Annotated in this window: 19 protein-coding genes and 3 pseudogenes; 1 reads left to right on the top strand and 21 read right to left on the bottom strand. The window is 43.3% G+C overall.

Annotation, left to right across the window (positions count from 1 at the left end; genetic code table 11):
• Positions 1-14: 14 nt before the first annotated feature.
• The 19 genes and pseudogenes from DWZ16_RS04880 to DWZ16_RS04800 all read right to left on the bottom strand — a co-directional run bounded on the left by DWZ16_RS04880 (position 15) and on the right by DWZ16_RS04800 (position 18,451).
• On the bottom strand, positions 15-2,435 hold the full coding sequence (locus tag DWZ16_RS04880; RefSeq protein ID WP_118522380.1) for a phosphoadenosine phosphosulfate reductase family protein: 2,421 nt from the start codon (positions 2,433-2,435) through the stop codon (positions 15-17).
• Between the two features lie 27 nt (positions 2,436-2,462).
• Positions 2,463-4,181 (bottom strand): hypothetical protein, encoded by a 1,719-nt coding sequence (locus tag DWZ16_RS04875; protein WP_118522379.1) that lies wholly within the window; start codon positions 4,179-4,181, stop codon positions 2,463-2,465.
• Between the two features lie 19 nt (positions 4,182-4,200).
• Entirely contained in the window at positions 4,201-7,605 is a 3,405-nt protein-coding gene (locus DWZ16_RS04870; RefSeq protein ID WP_118522378.1) for a hypothetical protein, read from the bottom strand.
• Between the two features lie 65 nt (positions 7,606-7,670).
• Positions 7,671-7,940, bottom strand: a complete 270-nt coding sequence (locus tag DWZ16_RS04865; RefSeq protein ID WP_118522377.1) for a hypothetical protein — start codon at positions 7,938-7,940, stop codon at positions 7,671-7,673.
• 69 nt (positions 7,941-8,009) lie between these two features.
• Complete coding sequence (locus tag DWZ16_RS04860) at positions 8,010-8,213, bottom strand: helix-turn-helix domain-containing protein (RefSeq protein ID WP_118522376.1); 204 nt, start codon at positions 8,211-8,213, stop codon at positions 8,010-8,012.
• A gap of 129 nt (positions 8,214-8,342) precedes the next feature.
• A pseudogene (locus tag DWZ16_RS04855) lies at positions 8,343-8,587 on the bottom strand (IS5/IS1182 family transposase); the annotation flags it as partial.
• An 83-nt stretch (positions 8,588-8,670) separates the two neighbouring features.
• A complete protein-coding gene (locus DWZ16_RS04850; protein ID WP_118522375.1) occupies positions 8,671-9,195 on the bottom strand; it encodes an O-acetyl-ADP-ribose deacetylase in 525 nt (174 codons plus the stop codon).
• A 3-nt stretch (positions 9,196-9,198) separates the two neighbouring features.
• Entirely contained in the window at positions 9,199-9,417 is a 219-nt protein-coding gene (locus tag DWZ16_RS04845) for an aspartate dehydrogenase (protein WP_118522374.1), read from the bottom strand.
• Positions 9,404-9,877: a YaiI/YqxD family protein gene (locus DWZ16_RS04840; protein ID WP_118522373.1), complete on the bottom strand. Its 474-nt coding sequence runs from the start codon at positions 9,875-9,877 to the stop codon at positions 9,404-9,406. Before DWZ16_RS04840 ends, DWZ16_RS04845 begins: the two co-directional genes overlap by 14 nt.
• 21 nt (positions 9,878-9,898) lie before the next feature.
• On the bottom strand, positions 9,899-10,270 hold the full coding sequence (locus DWZ16_RS04835; protein WP_118522372.1) for a VOC family protein: 372 nt from the start codon (positions 10,268-10,270) through the stop codon (positions 9,899-9,901).
• A complete protein-coding gene (locus DWZ16_RS04830; protein ID WP_118522371.1) occupies positions 10,267-10,647 on the bottom strand; it encodes a DUF4186 domain-containing protein in 381 nt (126 codons plus the stop codon). The genes DWZ16_RS04835 and DWZ16_RS04830 overlap by 4 nt, the downstream gene beginning before the upstream one ends.
• Positions 10,647-11,038 (bottom strand): annotated as a pseudogene (locus tag DWZ16_RS04825) (pyridoxamine 5'-phosphate oxidase family protein). Before DWZ16_RS04825 ends, DWZ16_RS04830 begins: the two are co-directional and overlap by 1 nt.
• Before the next feature lie 103 nt (positions 11,039-11,141).
• Positions 11,142-12,086 (bottom strand): hypothetical protein, encoded by a 945-nt coding sequence (locus DWZ16_RS15970; RefSeq protein WP_243021928.1) that lies wholly within the window; start codon positions 12,084-12,086, stop codon positions 11,142-11,144.
• A 25-nt stretch (positions 12,087-12,111) separates the two neighbouring features.
• Entirely contained in the window at positions 12,112-12,408 is a 297-nt protein-coding gene (locus DWZ16_RS15965; protein WP_243021927.1) for an AAA family ATPase, read from the bottom strand.
• A gap of 89 nt (positions 12,409-12,497) precedes the next feature.
• A complete protein-coding gene (locus DWZ16_RS15960; RefSeq protein ID WP_243021926.1) occupies positions 12,498-12,716 on the bottom strand; it encodes a hypothetical protein in 219 nt (72 codons plus the stop codon).
• 60 nt (positions 12,717-12,776) lie between these two features.
• Positions 12,777-13,979, bottom strand: coding sequence for a hypothetical protein (locus tag DWZ16_RS04815; protein ID WP_118522370.1), 1,203 nt, complete (start codon positions 13,977-13,979; stop codon positions 12,777-12,779).
• A 71-nt stretch (positions 13,980-14,050) separates the two neighbouring features.
• Positions 14,051-16,106: pseudogene (gene recG, locus DWZ16_RS04810) on the bottom strand (ATP-dependent DNA helicase RecG).
• A 278-nt stretch (positions 16,107-16,384) separates the two neighbouring features.
• Positions 16,385-18,079, bottom strand: coding sequence for a DAK2 domain-containing protein (locus DWZ16_RS04805; RefSeq protein WP_118481765.1), 1,695 nt, complete (start codon positions 18,077-18,079; stop codon positions 16,385-16,387).
• Positions 18,080-18,094: 15 nt separating this feature from the next.
• On the bottom strand, positions 18,095-18,451 hold the full coding sequence (locus DWZ16_RS04800) for an Asp23/Gls24 family envelope stress response protein (protein ID WP_106999821.1): 357 nt from the start codon (positions 18,449-18,451) through the stop codon (positions 18,095-18,097).
• Between the two features lie 500 nt (positions 18,452-18,951).
• Here DWZ16_RS04800 and rpmB point away from each other — a divergent pair, with 500 nt between their 5' ends.
• Positions 18,952-19,137, top strand: a complete 186-nt coding sequence (gene rpmB, locus DWZ16_RS04795) for a 50S ribosomal protein L28 (RefSeq protein ID WP_003504147.1) — start codon at positions 18,952-18,954, stop codon at positions 19,135-19,137.
• A 136-nt stretch (positions 19,138-19,273) separates the two neighbouring features.
• Here the strand turns inward: rpmB and DWZ16_RS04790 are convergent, their stop codons facing one another.
• Together DWZ16_RS04790 and DWZ16_RS15955 are read right to left on the bottom strand one after the other, a co-directional pair.
• Positions 19,274-20,725: an AAA family ATPase gene (locus DWZ16_RS04790; RefSeq protein ID WP_118481764.1), complete on the bottom strand. Its 1,452-nt coding sequence runs from the start codon at positions 20,723-20,725 to the stop codon at positions 19,274-19,276.
• A gap of 33 nt (positions 20,726-20,758) precedes the next feature.
• A complete protein-coding gene (locus DWZ16_RS15955) occupies positions 20,759-21,283 on the bottom strand; it encodes a response regulator (protein ID WP_243021925.1) in 525 nt (174 codons plus the stop codon).
• Positions 21,284-21,288: the final 5 nt, after the last annotated feature.

Here is a 21,288-nt window from a genome sequence, read left to right as displayed (position 1 = left end):
TCATATCCTCCTTATTAGAACAGCTTCAATACATCTTCAGAAGTCAGCTCAGAGCCAGTGGGACGGAGCGTGATAGTATCCAAATCAAGCGTAAACGATGCCGAAATAAACTCAGGATAGTTTACAGCCAAACCATTCAGAACACGAACCATAGTTTCTCTATCCAGTCCGAAAATACGGGTAGGGCTTACACCATCACGCTCGATGGAATCATCAAGCAGGATCTCCAGAGTAAACTGATAATAATCACCGCAGGCTTCAGCAAACTTGTACAGGCTGTACAGGATAACCTTCGCATCAGGAGCATTCCATTCACATCGCACCAAGGAGTTGAGGGTGATGGTTTCCTTGCCGGATGCACTGACTTTTTCGTCAGCATCACACTCAGCAAAAATACGAGAAGTGCCCAAAGGAGTTTTCGTCATAACAATCTTAAAAGCGTCAACGACGTTTCTCTTGCCCAAACCCTTTAAGTCGTTTTCCATGACATCAGAGAGCATCATCTTAATAGAGTCAGGCGTATAGGAAACACCCTGCTTCAAATTATTAACAAACCAGTTGTAGGCAGGAGTATAAACAAGATTACACAGGATCAATGCCCATGCAGTTTCTTCACTTGCGCCGATTCTGCATACTGCTTCTGCTACTGCGGTAGGAATGCACTTGGTATACTTGTCACCTTCAGCTTTTTTGTCGAACACAACAAGTCCTGCATCCTGAACAAAGTTCTTGAATGCGTCTTTCTTCTTGTTTGCTACCAAACCATCACCATCGGACATCCAGAACTCTGCACCACAGTCATATCTACAGAAAATATCCATCCATTCAGCACGAGCGCCGAAACTAAAGTACCTGTCCAATCCAGTCATTTTTCTCCCCTCCGAAATCTTATTTCTAATTGAATTGTATCTTAAACAATGTTCATGTATATCATGGCATTTATGACAGTGCGTACAGTTGTCACCGACTTTTATGCCGTTCGTCATATCAATGCAATGGCTTTTGCATTCCGCTTGACATACACCGCAGCCAATGCAATAGAGCGTTTTAACGATAACGCTTCTGAAAAGGGAGAAGAACCTAACATCATCTTTGCTCTTAGTGCAATTTAAGAGTAAGAACGAAATACTTGTATCGGTTCTTTCAAGTTTGATTTGATACAGCTTATCAAGATACTTGATAATGTACAAATCCGGTTCTGCCTGGTAAAACTCGCCAACCGTTTTCGCCCACATCTCCCAATGGAGCTGTGTTTTATATACCGTGATAATAGGCGGAGTTGAATCAGACTTAACCTCAAAACAGTCATGGCCAAAATTAAGCTCTCTGCCGGATTTTCTGGTTCTCCAATATCCGGAGTCAATGAACATCTTCATTTCTTCTGGACTGTAGTTGGTCTTTCCGCTTGTAGAAGCGATCATTTCCAAGTAGTTGTCAATTTCTGTCGGATAACACGTTCGCTTAATATATTCGTGTCGTCCAGACGAGTTCGGGCATACCAGACAACCCGCACGAGAATTACCTTTTTTATATGCTTCGTTTACGACAAGTCCTCTTGCAAAGATGTAGAGGAACAGTTCTGCGGAGTTCCATTCCAGAATACCGTGGCAGCTTAACTGACCACTGTGTTTCTTGCCATCGTTTACGGAATCATACTCACTTCGAGTAAGACTTTCCTCTGCTCTAATTCCAGTAAATGCCATGCCGGTAAAGTCGTGCTTGCCTGTAATCTGTCTCAAAAGGTTAATCTGCGGAGAGGTCTTGTGAACGCTACAGCACCATCTTGTTGTAGTTGATGGAGGTCCGAAGATCTTCCAAGTCTGAGAAGGAATCAGTTTTGATTGCGCTCTGAAAAACTCAATTCCTTGTTCCTTGCAATACTGTTCGATTTGTTCCACAACCTTATAGGTGTCAGGAAACTCCATCCTTGTGTCACCAAACAGAACAAGGAAATCATCATGCGGCAACGATCTTTGAACTAAATCAAGTGCAACAACGCTATCTTTTCCACCGCTGAATGCTACATAGAATACATCGACATGATTCTTGTATTCACGATACACATTGTAGATTTTCTGAATGGTTTCCTGAGTTAGTGTTTCCAATAAATCTTGGTTCTTCTGAACCATGCCTTCAATGTCAACAAACTCCAACATTCCGTTGTCCGGTTCTGGATCATCCAAAATAACCAGTTCAGGTTGTGTATAAACCGATCCGCCCTTGGTTCTTGCCACGGTGCGACCTTTGTATATGTAGTTGTTTGCTTCAGCCCACATTAACGGTGCACTGTCATCCTTAGGATAATTCCAGAAACGGTTAAATCCCAGAATGTCCAGTTCTTTATAATAGACGGGACGGGGTTCCTTACTAAACTTTGATATTTCAGTTGTAAGTAGCAGTCCACCGGTCTCCGCATCCCAAATATATTGGTACATGATGGTGTCCTCTTTTCTCTTTCTTTGTTACACTTTTCTGTTTGCCTTTATCATGTTCCCATCAAGAGCAATCACATCACCAAATAGGTAAAGCAGGCTGTTTCGTAAACCACGCCAAGAGAGGAATGCAACCTCACTCAATAGGTTTGGACATTCTTGCAAAACAGTATTCAGCAGCTCTATTTCTGTTAGAGAGTCTTGAATGGCCAACACCGTTTTCAGATTCTCTCGAATCCTCGCTTTGTCAAACCTGCCAACGGGCAAATTAGGGGCGTAATAATAATATTCTTGCTGAACATTCACAATCGAATCCGTTGAAATCAGAACCTGATTGACTTTTTCCTTTGGAATGTACCAGAAGTTTGCAGCTACATCAGCTGCGGCTATCGGCGTACTGCTCTTTTGGAGAACAGTAATGATTTCGCCATCTGCATCTGGTTTTCTTCGCCCAAAACAAAGATAATTGCGTTTTACCGTATATGCCTTTGTCGCAGTAGAAATAATCAATTCTGCCAAAGCATCGGTGGTATATATCTTCAAATGCTCGTGTATTTGTATCTGATGTCTATCTAAAATGGACTGAAGATAAATACAGGTGGCGCCAGAAGAAAAGGTGTCGTCAATGTCTTGCAGGATAACCTCTATTAAATCATCCTGTTCTTCTGAACGGTCTGCATAAATTCGCCCATCCATAGGCTTATTGATTGAATGAAGAATGGCTATAATTTTTTCATCCGTAGGGAGTTCTTCTTTGTAAGCTTTTTGATAAGACTCTCTCAGCCTGTTCATATCAATGGAGCTTTTCAAACGAAAGCCATTTTCAAACTGTTTCCTCAAGATTGACTTGCATCTACGAGCCACTTTTCTATCAACATTTGCTCTACTGTAACTCTGAACGTTTTGTCCTGGACGCTGCTCCAGATATTCAGACTCACGCTGCTTATCATCAAAGTCAAATTTAATTACAATTTTACTCGGGTCAACCTTACATAAGGTGAGGAAGTGGTACATTCGATCTATGAGAATTGCCGGTGTACCAAAGGTCTCTAACACAAGACCACTTCCAATGTTTTGTGGTCTACGCATATTATGCTTCTTGGTGGCATCACAAATATCGAAAGAGCGACGACCACCTACAGAAATACCATGCTTAATTCTCTTAGGATATTCCGACATCAGATCGGTAATAAGCTGAACATAAATATCGTACCACGAACTAATTTGTTTCGTGTTTTTAGTCTTATATCTATAAGATACTGGGGACGATCCCGTGTATGTCGCTTGAACACTCCAGTCCAGAAGATATACTTTCGGCTTATTAGCCGCATCCATTCGCATTTGCTGATACTGAGCTTTACGCTCCTCATCTATCAGATATGTAATAGAGAGGTGGGTGTATGGCAAATTACATTCATCAAGAACACTTCTTATGCGACGAAGGAGTGTTTCGGTGTTTAAGTCTGTTTCAACGTAAACACCTCTGCGAATAGAAACTGGCTTCTTCATCTTTTTAGATTGCTTTAAGTCACCAATCTCATCTTGCGGAAGAATCGAAACACTATCTGTTAGAGAAAACTTTTCAGCAAAGGAACGAGCCAAATCGGAGAGAACTGCCGCATACAAATCTCGCCAATTTTCAACCTGCTTTTCTTGCTTTCGATAAAAGCGATACGCAAGAGGTGAGGTAAATGCCATGGACTGATTTTTCTCAAAATCAATCTGATATGTTTTGATTTCTTTATCCATGACATTCCCTCCGTTACTCTTATTTTTTAGGTATTTGCAGTTTTGCCTTTGCTTCTTGCATTACTTTTTCTATATCGCTGTAGCTTCTTCTTTGCTGATAGCCCAAATCAACCAACAGCTGAAGGGCATCTTTTTTATTTTTCCATCCAGTATTTTTCGCAAGAACATCCACAATCAGTGTTCTATAGTCGGAAATACCTGAGTCCTGTCTAACCATAGCTCCGCAACAGTCGGTAGCTGTAAAGCTCGCATGAAGCAGTCTAAACTTCTTACTGTAGTGTGCCACATAGCTTTCCAATACAAAATTATTCCAAGGAACATCAATCGCAGGAAAATGCAGGAATAGGTTGATTGTTTTAATTGGTATGTAAGCACTTTGGATAAGGTTTTCCAAAACAGAGTCTGTATGTTCCACATCAAAATGAATATGATCTTTGCGAACGAACTCGTTTTGATTGATACGAACCATCTCGCTATACACAGAATCCCAATAGATTACGGTGTTCAACTCACTTGCAAATTGTTTGAGTTCATCGACTGTAATGTGTTCGGAACGCTGGCAGAAATCCGTGAAAACCTCAGCCATGCTAATTTCTTCATCTTTGCCGCTGATGATTGCACCTCTAAATGAGAACTTATCACGCAGAAGATATGCAAGTGCGTTCCGGAGTCCCCACATAGGGTAATCTGGAGTGTTCATCAGTACAGACGGACAATGCTCCTCGATTAGTTGCATCAGTTCCACATCAGAAATGTAGTTTCGCTGCAACAAAGCGTGACTAATCAATTCCGCAATCTGCTGAATCTCATTTTCACTAACCGGAAGGTTCGGCGCATACAAATATGCTTCCGATGCAACATTCACAATGCCCGGTGTTGTGACTAAGGTGTGTTTGATTTTGTCCAGCGGAATGTACCAAAGACCATTTTCGATTTCTGAATAAGTTACTGGTAAATTGGATTTCTTCATATACTCAATAACATCCCTGTTAGGGGCGGGTTCTTTGTTATATCCGAGCAAATAGTTATATCTCTTGAAGTAATTGCGCTTTCCAGAGCTAAACAATACGCTTTCCAGCGAATCCTCATTGTAGATGTGCAACATTTCTGCAAGCTGTTCCTGGAATCGTGTGAACAAGCAATCTAAGTAAATACAAGATGCGCCATCCTTAAAGGTTTCTGTGATGGTGTCATTGATTTCTTCAAGAAGATCTTTTTGTTCTGTTTCATCTTTTACAAAGATACGCTCATCACGGAAAGTACCGATCTTCATCAAAGTGCGAACAAAGCTCTCATCATCTTCGGTCAATTCTTCTCCAAATATATCACCGTAATACATTCTAAAACGATTTCTGTCGATTGCTTTTGCCGGTCTGAATCCGTCCACAAAGTTTTCTGCCAAAATAGCCGTGTACCTTTCCTTAACCTGCGGATTAACAGAAGCTGTGGTGACGGAAACATTTGGCCTTTGAACTGGCTTCTCAATAGATGTAACAGGAACAGAAACGATAGGCTTTTGTTCTCCACCCGTTGCAGTAGCTCTGCGGAAAGCTATCAGTTTATTCATCGCAGAAACAGGGCGTTTCTGTCTTTCATTGTTGAGTTCTACAAATCTACGGTCTTTCCGCATTTCCAAGAAAACTCGTTCGAGGGTATTTGCATCCTGAATCAAAAGGATGTGTTTCTCTTTTATGTAATTATTCTCTTGTGCAAACTCGCTACATTTTTTTATATCCGACAGGTATACCAAGATTGCTGCATTTTGTATTTGCTGTGCTTGCGCCCATGCAATGAAATCAATGCGATTCTTCTTTATCTCATTCTCCTGTTCAGGTGCATTTCTAATTGGTACAGTTACGCCACCAAAAAGAGCCTTGCAATAATCCCAATACTTCGACAAAGCCGCACGATAGCGATTGTGCTGTCCATCGTTGAGCTGTGTGAATTCTGGATTTGCAAGTAACTTCATGCTAATCTGATAAACCTGCTCCGCATCCAGAATGTAGAACAGCTCATTTTCAGAAAAACCCCATTTTACGGAATACTGACCCGCAACATTGATTGCAGAGGAATAGCTCTTTGCAGAGCGTACCGCAAGACCGACACCAGTTATGAGCCAGTTTTCAAATGCTACTTTTCCTTCAGCTGCGGAAGTGATATTAAGCACATTCTCATACGGCTTTTCATTTTCCTTAATCGGCTGCTCTACAACATCATTGGCTTCAGACTCATTGTCAAAAACCATTACATCTTTTGTCCACCATGCAGGTTCGCCCTTAGTTGCACGACCACCATCTTCTTTATAATGGAAAACTACGCTATATTCATAGAAATCTTCAAAAACAGGACTTATTCTGCGGTCACCAATAATCCAAAGGCAACCATTGTTGTTTCTGTGATCTACATAAGGAATATTTAGTTTCTCAAGCACCTGAACAATGTAGTCCTGAACTCCTTCAGCTAAAGGCTCTTCTTCAGAAACAACAGTTTCAACTGTCTGGTAATTATCGGTTATAACAACATCACTCTCGGGTTCCTCGTAATATAGTTCAATGTTATCGTAGTCCATGTTACACTTATCCATCAGGACACGAACAATAGATACCATCTCATTAGGAGAGCAATCCGTTTCGAGGAAAAGACCATTATTCAATTCAATAGGTTTACCAAATTTGCTAATTCCGGCGATACCAGTCAATACAACTTTTCCGATACCAACAAGATGATAACCAACCATTCCACGAATAATGGACGGATAATCTTCCTGCATAGCACGGATAATCTTCACAAAGGCATCTGCCCAATCTTGAACATTTTCCTCCTCACCAAAATAGGTGATAGCTGTAGGGCTGGCATTGGAAAAATCTACATTGTCATTAGCAAAGTTCCAAACAAGAGTTTCGCTGTTGATATTCTCGGAAAGGACAACTTCATCTATTGCGACACCTTCTATAGAATCCTCATTACTTTCTGCGAGAGTTTTTTCTTCTTCATTAACTGAAACCGTTGCTTCAGTTTGTTCAGCCATCACAGGTTCCAGATCTGATGTGGCTGTGTTTTTCACTTCTATATAGTCCTTAGAATGAGCTACTATTTCGTTATTAGAGAGAGGAACATTTTCTGGCTCCTTGCTCTGATATAAAGGATTTTCTCGAAGGAAGGTCATATAGTAATCCATCACTTTACGCATTTTTCCAAAGTGACGAAAATACTTAAGCTGGAACAATCTATTTGATTTTATGGTGTCGATTACGCCTTGAATTATAACTGTGTTCGTTGTCTCAAATAATGGTTCGGTAAGGATATGTTTACTCACACAAAAGTATTCAATGTCCTTGCATACAATATAAAACTCCGAAAGCTGTGCCGAAGAAACCCTTGCCGCCAACCAAACAAAAAACTTCTCTTGTACATTTACTTGCATGAGACATTCTCCTTTTGCTTGAATTAGTATCTCGTGAAATACGTCTGGCTCGCTTTTATATAATCTCACCATTTCGTTGAACATTTTTGTGGCACTATGCAAACCTGAGGACGATTATCTAGCAGCCCGCCTATGATTTTCATTTGCATTGTAATTCCGTTTGTATTACGGAACACATCGTCTATTTCCATGCCAGATAGAATTGCTCGACGCCTGAGGAGTGTAGAAACTTCTTTTACTGCTTCCTGCTGAGACAGTTCTTTATTTTTCAAACGCAAGTACGCATCAATGAGCAATGCAGTTTCTTGCTTGTCCCACGGAATTCGCAACGCCATACTATCACCTCCAGCTATAATTGCTCATGGTAATTTCAAACAACAGTATGTTCTAAAAACGGGTTGCTATTATTTTGTTTCAGTTTCAGCAGACTCAGGAATACTCTCACATATAAAAGTATATTTGGGGCGCTGTGTTCCTTCCGGGATCAGCCAGTTTGTGCCGATTTTTAGAACACCTGTTATACGACCATTCTTACAATGATTTTGAACCTGTCTTACTGTGATGTTCCATTTCTCGGCAGCTTCTTTTGTTGTCATATAGCCGTTCATTAACTCTACCTCCTAAAACTGAATACAAAAAACATTTTAATAGCATCGCTATCATTATACTACAGTTCAAACGAAGCGTCAATTCGTCCAAACGAAATCCGCCTGTTTAACGAGAAAAAACATGAAAGCATAACCAGCATCAGCAACAATCTCTGTGTACTTGAATCTCAGGTTCTGTTCCATATCTTTCAAAAATGGGATTAGTGTTTTGGTATCTGTTGGATTTGGGTTTACTGTGAGCCAAGTAATATATTCCGAATCAACTTCATGCTGTAAATTATAAGCTGGTTTGAGCTGACCATTTAGCATGTGATCTTCCTTCATTCCCATAAAGTTGCATCTGGATCCGTTTTGGAATAACTGTTTCTCTCTCCACAGGCGTACAGCTTATTGCTCGACATTTCAATATCATCATAATCTGTTTTTTCAGCGTACATAAAAGCTCCCTTTCGTCATTTTATTTGTCGTATAACTTATCAACCTCAGCTTCGTACACTGATTCAGTGTGAGTATCAAATAGCACCCACTCCACCAGATCAAAGCAATCCGGATTTTCCTGCAAGAATCTGTCTGCTGTATGTACCGCAATCTTTGCCGCTAACTCAACCGGGAAACTATATACTCCTGTTGATATAGAAGGAAATGCAATAGACCTGATTCCATTATCCATTGCCAGCTTCATAGAATTAAAATAACAGTTAGCAAGAAGTTCCTCTTCTCTATCCCTACCACCATTCCATATCGGTCCTACAGTATGAATAACATAATCGCATGGCAAATTATATGCTTTTGTTATCTTTGCTTCTCCGGTCTCACATCCATGAAGTGTCCTGCATTCCGCCAGAAGTTCCGGTCCTGCCGCTCTATGAATCGCACCATCTACACCGCCTCCGCCAAGCAGTGAGTTGTTTGCTGCATTTACGATTGCCTGCACGTCTGTTACTTTTGTTATGTCACCCTTTATCGTCTTAATCAAATACATTGTTTAATATTCCTTCTCTATCTCGCCGTCTATTCCATACATTTTCTTGAATACATCAAGATCTGCTTGATTTTTAATCAGCATAACCTCTTCTATCTTACCTGTATGAATGTCCTTAAAGCCTGCAACCTGCTCTCCATTACAAATGCTCGCCTTGATTACTGGTTTCTTATTTCCCTTATCATATGTCTTTGTAACTGTCTTTTTCTTAAATAGTCCCACTCTGAGCACCTTCTTTTGACTTTGCCATCAATATAAGCTTTTCAAATGACTGTGCAAAGCATACATCATCTTCTTCTGTACGCTTTCTCGGTCCTTTCATATGATTCTTATGCGCGCTACGTCTTGCCTTTTTGTTAAGATGCCGCTCCATAAGCATCTGGTCAATATTCTCATTAGTATACCACTTACCGGATTGGTGAATAGCATATGCACCTTTCCCAAGTGCCATAGCAGCGACACCATAATCCTGCGATACTACTACATCCCCTTTATGACAAATGCTAATCAACTTATAATCTACAGCATCTGCTCCTGCACCTACTACAATCACCCTGCTATAATCAGAATACAAAATATGATTCGTATCACACAGCAATGTGGTGGAAATATTGTATTTCTCTGCTATTGCCTCAACAATGTCCACTACCGGACACGCATCCGCGTCTACAAATATCTGCATTTTTCCTCAAATCCGCTTTCTTCAGTTGTAATTAACAGGAGTTCGTACTTCTATAAGATTTCCTGATGGATCATAAAATCTTACAAGTTTCTGTCCACCATCAAGTTCCGTTAATTCCGTAGCATAACTTACAATATACTTGCCAGACTCCAGTTTTTTAATAATACCTTCTATATCATTATCTTCAAAATAAAGTTCCGTCATATTGTTATGTGGAGTTGTAGGTATTTTTGTGCTGTCATACCATACATCTACATCCTGCAGCGCAAGCCCCTCAGACATTATTACATTGCCTTCCAGCCTTGTAATAACACGCAATCCAAACAGTTCTTCATAAAAATCAATTGATTCGTCAATATTATCAACAACAATCAATACATTTTTTAAGCTCATATTTTATGCTCCTGCCTCTCCATTTCTTTTTGAATCCATGTCATAATTACATCTACAAGATAATCCTGCTGCACCTGACTTAGTTCCTTTCCAGGTTGCATTTTATGCCACTTTCGGATGCACTCCCTGCAACATGTTGCCGTTGCATGCTGGGCAATAAATACCGGATGACCACGCATTGGTGTCTGCTTGCCATCATTCGCCATATATGCCGGAGCTTCTCTCTTTGCAATAAAATCCTTTGCATGTTGCCGGATTGTGTCCAACCCTTTTCCGTTTATATAATCAATATCTTTCTGCTTCAGATGGAAACTGCTTCGGAACTTGGAATTATCCAGTCGCTCAAATAACTGCTTGTACCATTCATCCTTAGTCATTAAAACTTCACTACTTCCGGCTCATGTGTAAATGATGAAAATGTAGCAATGGCATTCTTAAAATAAAATACCTCTGTGTTGCCATCATCTACAGAATACATCTTCTGTAAAGATGGATAAGCATCAAGCATAGACTGTCTTGCTTCTCTCCTGTCATCTTCTACAAGTTCTCCGGCTACACGAAGCCACTTGCCATTTTTAAATGCACAGATTTCTACCTCGGGTTTGCGTGAATCTGCTTTGAAACATCCTTTACCTTTCCAGTCTGAATATACAGCTTCCCTTCAAAAATGTGTGCTGTTCCAAAAGGTCTAACTCTTGGCTGGTCGCCTTCCACTGTTGCCAAATAATATGTCTCTGCTTCTTTTAAAAATTTTACTACTCGTTCCATGATGTAATCCTCCTGTCGTCTTTTGTAACGTATTATTATCCATATCTAACCAGATACCCTCTTCGCATCCATCTCTTCTTTAAATATTAATATTCTTCAAATACTACTCAACATTCCAATACTGCACCCCATCCATCTCCCGATTCTCCCCACGATAAAGAACCGTTCTTCCCGTAATAGGTCCATATCTATGTTCCGTCTGAGCGCATTTCTCCCCATCTATCAGATGTCGGTATTGACCTCGAACCGCCTCCTCACTGTGCTTGATTTCAAAAATCTGGCACGAAGCTGCTACCGGATCAAATACTACCATGTCAAACTCGCCCACCGGAAATTGAAGCACAAATACTTGTTTTTTCAGATTTGCCATCTTCGTCTCGAGCAGAACGATATCTTCCAACATTCTCCCTTTGATCTCATTCAAAATCCACTTCTGGACAGCCATTCGCTCTGGCAGGGATAGTTCTCCAAATGTTTCATCCAATAGCAAACTGCCAATCAACGCATCCACCTGGGTATAGCGTAGCCCCGGCTGTGCAATCACTGTACGGCTTGACTTTTCTCCAACATTCGGTAGATGCATCACATCAATTTCCTGCGTCAAATCGAGCAAATCCAGATATTCCTTAATTTCCGCCACATGAATATCATCCAGTTTCACCTTACGTTCTTCTTTATTCCTGATTTCCAGCAAGTTCCGCAAACAAGCCGTTACCGCTGAGAGGTCAATTCGATCCAAAATATCGGTTGGATTTTTTCGGTCACGTCGAAGATTATTTGCAGAAATCCCCAAATCATGAGACTTAAAGTCCTGTGTCAAAACTTCCAATGTAAATCGATGATTAATATTTTCCACCACCCGGTTGATCGCGCTAGTCAATTCATTTTTCTCATACAAATCCCGCAGATGGCGAAAATGTCCCTCATATTGGTAGCCGCGCAATGAATGCTGAATATTTCTTGCAATCGCCACATCTACATATTCATCCGCACTTTCAGCATTCGCAAACGTAGAAGTTTCATTATAGTGAGCTCCACCAAGACTCATTGTTCCGCCATACCGGATGTACTCATCAATTAAGGAAATCCGTACCAGCCAGCACAATTTTCATTCCGCTGGCTGCAAACACATCCGAAAACAGCGCTGCTCCTTCAATGAAATCCTCCATCAATGTCACTTCATCTAAAAAAACATACCGAAATCCTTGTGCTTCCAATAATTTTAAATCCTGATTCACATTCGCCAGCGTATCCTTTGCTGTCACTTGAATAAACACGGCTTTTCCCAGGTTTTCACCACTCATCTCAGCAAAAATCTGACGGATCAGTGTCGTTTTCCCGGTTCGACGCAGTCCGTAGAGGATAAACACCCGGTTCTGTTCTTCCCCATAAATAAAATCATGAAGTAGTTGAAAGCATTCTCTCTTGCGCAGTTTTTTAGCTGGATCTGCGAATGCTCTTAACTGTTCCCCAATACCTTTCTCTGCTCTACCTGTGAACGAATCGCTTCTACTTGATTCATGGGGATATATTTTTCTCTTCTTTTTTTATTTTCCGTCCAGCGATGATAAAAATATTCTCTGCCATTAACTGTCTTCTTGGCAACAGAACCGGGCAATAGCGCCGCAACCTGCTGTTCCAGAGCTTTTATACGAAGTTCAATTTCTGATTGAGTCATAGGTTCACCTCCCATGGTGAAAATAGATTGTTATGTATAATTATAACAAATAATCCTATTCTACGTATTTTCTCTTTTCTCCCTCTCAATCTTCTCAAACAATCGCTCTATCCGACTCTTCTTCTCCATCCTCTTTACCGTTCCCTTATCATGGTACTTAATATACTGAACTACATCATAGAAATGATCGGATAGCAGTTTTTGTTGATGGTATCCTTCCGTAAGCTTTTTCTTCTGCATTTTAAAAAAAGCTGATGCACTTTGCCTATAATTTTCATGATAAAGTTTATGAACCTTTCCATCCCGCAGGTATACAATCCAGCTGGAAAATTCCGTTTTTATAAACACGACATCATTACTGATATTATATGTAACTCCAAATTGTTTACATATTTTTTCCATCTTTTCTTCCGTCAATGGAAGTTGACGCAAATACGCTATTTCTTTTTCTTTCTTTGAGAGTATTACCTTTTCATCCCATTTCAACTGATTCCATGTCAGTTTCGATGCACATGCCTGACACATTTTAAACCCTATAAATATTGCGCTCTGCGGTCTGATTGTCGCATGATCGATTTTCATCTTCCGGGCATAATGGCACTCACTTGCATGCATTCTTTTGGTCTTAACGTTGGTAATTCGATAATCATCCGATGTCATGGAAGAATATTGTTGATAGGTTTCTTTAAAAAGCTGATACAGATAATTGGCATCATGTTTTGAATAATTTAAATAATTTGGCTCATATTCTATATCTGCATACTCCAATGCCTGGCTAAAACCAATCCTTCTTTTTCCATCGCTGGCAACAATGCTTAATATATCCTGCAAAATAATCACTGTATGGCGCCTCATAGAAAAGCCGCACTGTTTCATCGTATATTTAAACAAACTGTATATTTCTCTGTTCCATGTAACAATATACTTATATGTAGGAAATGTGCGTACAACTCGCCCAAATATATCTTCTTTCGTATTTGCATTCATTATATTTTCCAACGTTGTACGATATAGCTTAAGCATGCCCTTATTTATATGAGTCGGATCGCTTAATCGAATTGCCTTGGAAAAAATCTTTTCTTTTTGTAAATCCTCATCTGCTGCCACAATGCCTATCTGGATCGGCTCTCTATATTTTATATCTTCCGTTTCAGAGATTTGATTCCATTTTAAATTTACAAATAGATACTCTGTTTCCACTATAAACATTCCCCCATAGATCATCCTTAGTGCACAATCCCATATTTCTTCGCCATCTATCATAATAGCTCATGCAAACTGTTCTCTTGTTTTATATAATACCATAGATGCCTGATTTCCGCGACCCCCAGCCATCACAAATTCACCTTCTCCCATCCTCTCTCTAAATATCCATTCATCTTCCGTTTCAGCTCCTGATTCTCCTCCGCCTCCAACAGCGGATCTTTATCCATTAATTTCTTCACTTCATCCGAAACTGCCTTCAATATATCTGCATCTGCAAATATATCCGCTAAATGGAATTCGAGATCGCCGCTCTGGCGGACGCCGAAGAGGTCGCCGGGGCCGCGCAGTTTTAAGTCTTCGGAGGCGATATAGAAGCCGTCGTTTGACTTGTTGAGAATACCCAACCGCTTTCCGGCGTCTTCTTCGCCGGAGGCGTTGACCATGATGCAGTAGGACTGGTCTTTTCCTCGACCGACGCGCCCGCGGAGCTGATGGAGCTGCGCCAGACCGAAACGCTCGGCATTTTCGATCATCATAACGGTGGCATTCGGGACATTGATTCCGACCTCGATGACCGTGGTGGATACCAGCACATGAATCTCATTTGCCGCAAATGCTTCCATGATCGCATTTTTTTCTTTTCCCTTCATCTTTCCGTGCAGATATTCCACCCGGATCGACGGGGACAGGGCGCGGCGCAGCTCTTCGGTATAATCGATGACGTTCTCTGCCTCCAGCATCTCGCTCGGCTCGACCATCGGGCAGATGACGTATGCCTGACGGCCGGCACGGACTTCATTTTCGATGAAACGGTAGGCATTCGGGCGAAATTCACGGTTCACGACACAGTTCTTGATCGGCTGCCGGTTTGCCGGAAGTTCATCAATGATGGAAATATCAAGATCCCCATATAAAATAATCGCCAGCGTCCGCGGGATCGGCGTCGCACTCATGACAAGCACATGCGGCTCGCCGCCTTTTTTGCTCAGCATTTCCCGCTGCGCCACTCCAAAACGGTGCTGTTCATCCGTGATTACCAATGCCAGATTGTCGTACACCACTTTTTCCTGAATCAGCGCGTGGGTTCCAATCACGATATCTGCCTCATGATTTTCAATCGACTCTCTGGCAAGCCGTTTTTCCTTTGCTGTCATCGAACCGGTCAGAAGCACCGGACGATATGTGATTCCCAGCGACGCAAACAATTCGGTCATCGACTCGTAATGCTGGCGCGCCAGTACCTCCGTCGGCACCATCAGCGCCCCCTGATATCCATTTGCCGCCGCCTGCAGCAACGCCAGAATCGCCACAATCGTCTTACCCGAACCAACGTCGCCCTGAATCAATCGGGTCATGATATGCCCGCCGGACAAATCGGCGTACACCTCCCGGATTACCTTTTTCTGTGCCCCGGTCAGAGCATATGGGAGGCGCTCTTCCACCGACGCCATTTCCCCAGAAATCGTAAATGGATATGCGCTCTTTTTATCTTCTTTTTTGTCTTTGAGCAGGCGCACTGACATCAGGAACATGAAAAATTCATCAAACACAAGACGTTTCCGGGAAAACATCAGTTCTTCCCGGTTTGCCGGAAAATGGATGTGCTCCAACGCATAGTTGATTTCCGCCAATCCGTACTTTTCCCGCAGACCAGCCGACAGATATTCCCGTTCCATCTGGTGCATCGTGAGGGCTTCCGTGACTGCCTTTGCGATCGTCTTATTGCCAAGTCCCTTCGTCTGTCCGTAAACCGGCTGCATAGACGACACGACTTTCGCATACTGTTCCGGGCGGTAGATCTCCGGCTGCTCCATCGTAAGTCTTCCCCTTTTTTTTACCACACGGCCACGGAAAATAAAGCGTTCCCCCGCCTTGAGCGTCCCGCGCAGATAGCATATTGTACCATGCCAGCGCCAGTGTGCCTCCGCTGTCCCGCAATCCAGCCGTCGTAACCTGCAGGCGCGCTCCATACCGCACCACATCCGCCGTTTTTGCCAGGATTCCGCCGACTGCCGCGATCGTATCTTCCTTCAGTTCCGCGATCGGCTGCGGTTCCTTAAACTCATCATAAGCACGCGGATAATAATGGAGCAGTTCTTCCACCGTTTCCACGCCTATTTTTTGAAATAGCTTTGCCGTCTTTTCACCGATGCCCTTGACAGCGGTTATATTCTGCTGTTCCATTTATCTCCTCCTGCTTTTCAGAATATTCTCCGGAAAATCAGCCACGCGGACAGTTACCGGACAAAAAATCCGGGAATACATTGGAATGAAAGAGAGGCAGGACGCAGGGATCTCTCCCCTGACCTGCCTCATTTCATACTTATGAATTATTTTGTTTTATACGTCAAATGTTTTATCTGCGCCATCACATAGAAAATTCATTTTCTCGTTATCTGCGTTTTCTCAGCCAATAGTGCAGATTCATTTAACGCATTTCAATCACTTTAAACGACCTAAATCTACTCTACCGAAATCATATAATAATAAATCGGCTGCCCGCCATTCTGGCATTCAAATTCGCAGGATATAAATTCTTTGCGGGCTTTCTCACAGAATGCCTCTGCGTCCTCTTCCGTGACATCCTCACCATAATAGATCGTCACAAGCTCAGACTCATCATCTACCATCTTACGAAGAGACTCCATCGCGGTCTCCTCGATATTCTTGCCAACTGACAGCATGCCGCTGTCGCCGATCCCCATGATATCGCCCTCTGCGATCTCCATACCATCGATCGATGTATTGCGGACTGCGTAGGTAATCTGAGCGGTCTTAACGTGGCTCATCTCCTCGGACATCTGTTCCATATTTTCTTCCGCCGTCAGATCCGGAGCAAAATTAATCAGCGCCGTGATACCCTGCGGAACCGTCTTGGACGGAACTACATATACCTTGGTATCTTCTGACAGGCTCTTTGCCTGCTCTGCCGCCAGAATAATATTTTTATTGTTCGGCAGAATGTAAACTGTCTCGGCATGGACTTTTTCGATTGCTTCCAGCATATCCTCCGTACTCGGATTCATCGTTTGTCCGCCCTCGATGATATAGTCAGCGCCGATACCCTTGAAAATCTCAGAAAGACCTTCTCCGACCGATACGGCGATAAATCCATATTTCTTGCGTGGTTCTTCCTTCTTCTCTTTGGCTTCCTCTTCTGCCTTCTGCTGTGCCGCCAGACGTTCGAAATCTTTGATCAGTTTCTCCTGATGTTCCTCACGCATATTGTCAATCTTGATGCGGGACAGGGAACCGTAGGTCAGTGCTTTCTGAATCGCCAGACCTGGATCGTTTGTATGAACGTGAATCTTGACAATATCATCATCTGCCACAACTACCAAGGAGTCGCCGATCGTGCTCAGATAATCTTTCAGTTCCTGCTCTGTCGTCTCATCCGCCGGTTTTTCTGCATTGATAATAAATTCCGTACAATAACCAAAACGGATATCCGCTGCCTGCGTGCTTCCGGCGCCTGTTGCTGTTTTTGCCGCTCCATTTCCCGATACAGACGGAGTAACTGCCGCGTCGATATCCACGACTTTTCCTTTTAAGCCCTCAATACAGCCCTTGATAACCTGAATCAGACCCTGTCCGCCAGAATCCACTACACCTGCCTCTTTCAGAACCGGAAGCATCTCCGGTGTCTGGCTTAAAACATATTCGCCGTACTCCAATACTTTCTCTGAAAATTCAAGTACGTCCTCGGTCTGCGGTGCCAGTTCTGCCGCTTTATCCGCCATTCCCTTGGCAACCGTCAGAATCGTACCTTCCTTCGGCTTCATAACTGCCTTATAAGCTGTCTCCGTCGCACGGTTAAATGCGTCTGAGAGAACACTCGTCGTAATGACATCTACCGTCTTAATCTCTTTCGTAAATCCGCGGAAGAGCTGTGAAAGGATAACGCCGGAATTGCCTCGTGCGCCACGCAGGGAACCGGAGGAAATCGCTCTCGCCAGCGCCTCCATCGTCGGATTTTCAACGGCTGCCACTTCTCTGGCGGCTGACAGAATCGTCATCGTCATGTTCGTACCGGTATCTCCATCTGGAACAGGAAATACGTTCAGCTCATTGATCCATTCCTTGTTGGCCTCCAGGCCCTTTGCTCCAGCCAGAAATGCATTCTTTAACATCCCGGCATCTATATAATTCATGCCCACAGGGTTTGTTCCTCCTTAATCTATCACTCTTACGCCTTCAACATAAATGCTGATTTTCTCAACCTTCATGCCAGTAAACTCTTCTACTTTATATTTTACACTCTCGATCAGGTTGTCCGCAACGGTAGAGATGCTGACTCCGTATGCCACGATTACGTGGAAATCGATGCTGAGTGCATTGTCCTTGATGGCTACGTTGATACCGTGTGTCAGGCTTTCTTTTTTAAGCAGTCTTACCAGACCATCTTTCATACTGACAGCCGCCATGCCAACGATACCGAAGCATTCTACTGCTGTCGTTCCGGCGTACATTGCAATTACTTCCGGATCGATCTGGATCGAACCCATTTTATTGTCGATGCGTCCTTTCATATTGACAGCCTCCGTTTCTTTACTTGTTTTTGTTTGATTCGAATTTTATGCCATGATTTTTCACGGGCTGGACATGCGGAGCCGGGGCGGCTCCTGTGTCGGCGCGTGGGATGAGTACTTCACGGGCTGGACATGCGGACCTGAACGGCTCCTGTGTCGGCGCGTGGGATGAAATATATGCGTCTCTCTACCCCGTCATGCAGCTCGATTCCGCTTCGCTCCATCTCGCTCACGGGCTTCGCCCTATGGATAAAAATGTCTGAAATACGGCTTATGTGCAAGCACAACACCGTTTTTCAGCCTTTTTTATCCGCATGACTCATGGCTTACGCGTATATTATACACCACCCACGTTAAAAAGGAAATAGAAAATAGACATCTGTCGAAAACTTTTTTTATTTTTTTTGGTTTTTCACTTGCATATTTTCCTATTTTCTGCTATTATACCTTTGTTATGGATTTTAATAGGAAGTCCAATGATCGGTTAAGGAGGTGCTACGATGGCTAAGTGTGCAATCTGCGAGAAAGCTGCTCATTTTGGTAATGCAGTGAGTCATTCACATAGAAGATCTAACAAAATGTGGAAAGCTAACGTTAAGTCTGTTAAGGTTAAAACTAATGGCGGAGCTCAGAAGATGTATGTATGTACTTCTTGCTTAAGATCCGGTTTAGTTGAAAGAGCCTAAATCGAGTTTAACTGGCCTCAGGTGTCTGCCTGAGGCTTTTTTCTTGTCCTTAGCATAATGAACGACAAAAAATGTTGGAAATATGCTTTTTGAACACATTCCAACATTTTATATAAAATTTTTCCTTCAAAACACCTTAAAACAAGTTCAGCAGCGTTCCATACAGCTTCTCATTTCCCATCACCACCAGCGCCAGTTCTTCTTTTGCCTCGCTGAGCTGATAAAAAAGATGTCTCACATCACGCTCCGTCGAGCGCAGATATCCCATTTCATCATAATAATAGCGCCCATCCAGCCGATGCACCATGCGATCGACTTCTCGCGTATGGCGAGATTGTATTTCTACGGCAGAATCGGATTGCTTTTCCAGTTTTTCCTGCCAATCGGATTCCTGGCACTCATATCCCTGACGGATGTAATCATTCAGCAAATTAGCTGCTTCTGACTCATCGTTGGCATAAACCACCGCGACATGGGGATAGTGCCGCATTCCGCGTCCGTGCGGCAGGTGCATCATATTTTGTATAAAATAGGAAAGTTCTTCATTCGCACGGATCCGATTCGTCAGGTGGAATGTCTGGATTCCCGGCTGCTCCCCCAAGAGCTTTATTGCACCCAGATCCAATTCTTCCGGCGAAATCATATCCTCACAGTTACTGGAAAAAATAACCGGACGCGTTTTGCCGATCTCCAGCAAAATTTCCAATGTATTGGGTGACAGAAGGTGTGCCTCATCTACTAAGATCGCGCTGTATGCTTCAAACCTGATTTCCGCTCCCGTTTGAACACTATCCTCCGCCAGGTACTCCACCCGCCGCAGCCGCTCATGCAGCACCTTCCACTCTTTTCCCGCTTCACCGCAGTGGATCATGCACACCCGCTGCCGCCCGGAGAGTTTCATCGCAATATCATATAAAAGCAGCGTTTTTCCCGTCCCCGGAAGCCCGGTAAACCAGAAATATCCCGTCCGGTCTGCCCGGATTTTCTTTAAAATCTGGCGTTCAATATCCCTCTGCTGGTATGTCAGGAAATATTCTTTCTTTAAGAACCGTCCCGGCTCTGTAAGCGGAGAAATCAAGTACAGCTCCGCCTGAAACAAGTCTTCGATATCGCCTGGATAATCAGCACTCTCCTGCTGCAAATCCCGGCAGAGCTGTTCCCAGTCCGCCTCCACAATACGGTCATGATTCGTCAGACGCACCAGGCGGTTCTGGCTGCTAATATAAGTGTACGAACGAATCGGCTTTCCCAGCGCCGCCAGATAATACCGGTTCTGTATGAGCTGCTTGCGGATCGCCTCATCCGACACCTGTCCGCTCTTTAATTCAAGGTTTAAAATCTGTTCTTCCTTGATCTGAAGCAGATCAAACTCTTTTCCCAGTCTCGGAATCTGAAAGGAATAGAAAAAACGCAGTGCGTACACCGCCTGTATATGTCTCTCCAACTCCGAAACCAGCGCTTTCATGCTGTCCAGCTCCCATTCCCGTATTTTCAGAAACACATCCCGCCCCGAAAGCTGTCGTTCCAGCTTTTGAAGGTATTCCGTATTCTGATTTCGGGTAATCGTGTAAATAGAGATTGCTTTCATACCACCTGCGTTCCTTTTCGCCCTTTCCAAACTTTATAGATCCCTCTTTTTGCCGCAGCACTCCATGAGCGCCGCTACCACCTTATCCATCTGCAGTGGTTTTGCCAGATGCACATTCATCCCAGCCGCCAGGCACTGCCTGGCATCCTCTTCAAAGGCATTTGCCGTCATGGCAAGAATCGGAATCTGCCTTGCATCCGCCCGCGGAATCGCCCGGATCGCGCGTGTCGCAGCCAGACCATCCATCACCGGCATCATCACATCCATGAGAATCGCATCGAACGTCCCCGGAGGTGCCGCCTCAAAGCAGTCTAATGCCTTCTTCCCGTTCTCCACAATCGTGACATGGGCACCCGCATCGGTCAGAAGTGTCTCCGCGATGTCTGCATTCAACTCATTGTCCTCCGCCAAAAGCAGCTTCAAACCGTGAATATCTCCTGACGGCGCTGCTTCCTTAACCGGAAGCTCCTCCGGCGGCGGTGCAATCTCAAATGGAATTTCCACCACAAACGTCGTTCCAATGCCGACCTCACTCGTCACTTCGATGGTTCCGTGCATCTGTT

It is taken from the genome of Clostridium sp. AF29-8BH (genome assembly GCF_003478145.1).
GTDB lineage: Bacteria > Bacillota > Clostridia > Lachnospirales > Lachnospiraceae > Otoolea > Otoolea fessa.
The sequence above is the reverse complement of the archived record's forward strand: the minus strand, read 5'-3'. Positions and strand labels throughout refer to the sequence as shown.

Coding starts and splice junctions, on each gene's coding strand:
- DWZ16_RS04880 (WP_118522380.1), bottom strand. CDS start 2,435: ATGTACCAATATATTTGGGATGCGGAGACCGGTGGACTGCTACTTACA.
- DWZ16_RS04875 (WP_118522379.1), bottom strand. CDS start 4,181: ATGGATAAAGAAATCAAAACATATCAGATTGATTTTGAGAAAAATCAG.
- DWZ16_RS04870 (WP_118522378.1), bottom strand. CDS start 7,605: ATGCAAGTAAATGTACAAGAGAAGTTTTTTGTTTGGTTGGCGGCAAGG.
- DWZ16_RS04865 (WP_118522377.1), bottom strand. CDS start 7,940: ATGGCGTTGCGAATTCCGTGGGACAAGCAAGAAACTGCATTGCTCATT.
- DWZ16_RS04860 (WP_118522376.1), bottom strand. CDS start 8,213: ATGAACGGCTATATGACAACAAAAGAAGCTGCCGAGAAATGGAACATC.
- DWZ16_RS04850 (WP_118522375.1), bottom strand. CDS start 9,195: ATGTATTTGATTAAGACGATAAAGGGTGACATAACAAAAGTAACAGAC.
- DWZ16_RS04840 (WP_118522373.1), bottom strand. CDS start 9,877: ATGCAGATATTTGTAGACGCGGATGCGTGTCCGGTAGTGGACATTGTT.
- DWZ16_RS04835 (WP_118522372.1), bottom strand. CDS start 10,270: ATGAGCTTAAAAAATGTATTGATTGTTGTTGATAATATTGACGAATCA.
- DWZ16_RS04830 (WP_118522371.1), bottom strand. CDS start 10,647: ATGACTAAGGATGAATGGTACAAGCAGTTATTTGAGCGACTGGATAAT.
- DWZ16_RS15970 (WP_243021928.1), bottom strand. CDS start 12,086: ATGAGTCTTGGTGGAGCTCACTATAATGAAACTTCTACGTTTGCGAAT.
- DWZ16_RS15960 (WP_243021926.1), bottom strand. CDS start 12,716: ATGACTCAATCAGAAATTGAACTTCGTATAAAAGCTCTGGAACAGCAG.
- DWZ16_RS04815 (WP_118522370.1), bottom strand. CDS start 13,979: ATGATAGATGGCGAAGAAATATGGGATTGTGCACTAAGGATGATCTAT.
- DWZ16_RS04800 (WP_106999821.1), bottom strand. CDS start 18,451: ATGAAAGGACGCATCGACAATAAAATGGGTTCGATCCAGATCGATCCG.
- rpmB (WP_003504147.1), top strand. CDS start 18,952: ATGGCTAAGTGTGCAATCTGCGAGAAAGCTGCTCATTTTGGTAATGCA.
- DWZ16_RS04790 (WP_118481764.1), bottom strand. CDS start 20,725: ATGAAAGCAATCTCTATTTACACGATTACCCGAAATCAGAATACGGAA.
- DWZ16_RS15955 (WP_243021925.1), bottom strand. CDS start 21,283: ATGCACGGAACCATCGAAGTGACGAGTGAGGTCGGCATTGGAACGACG.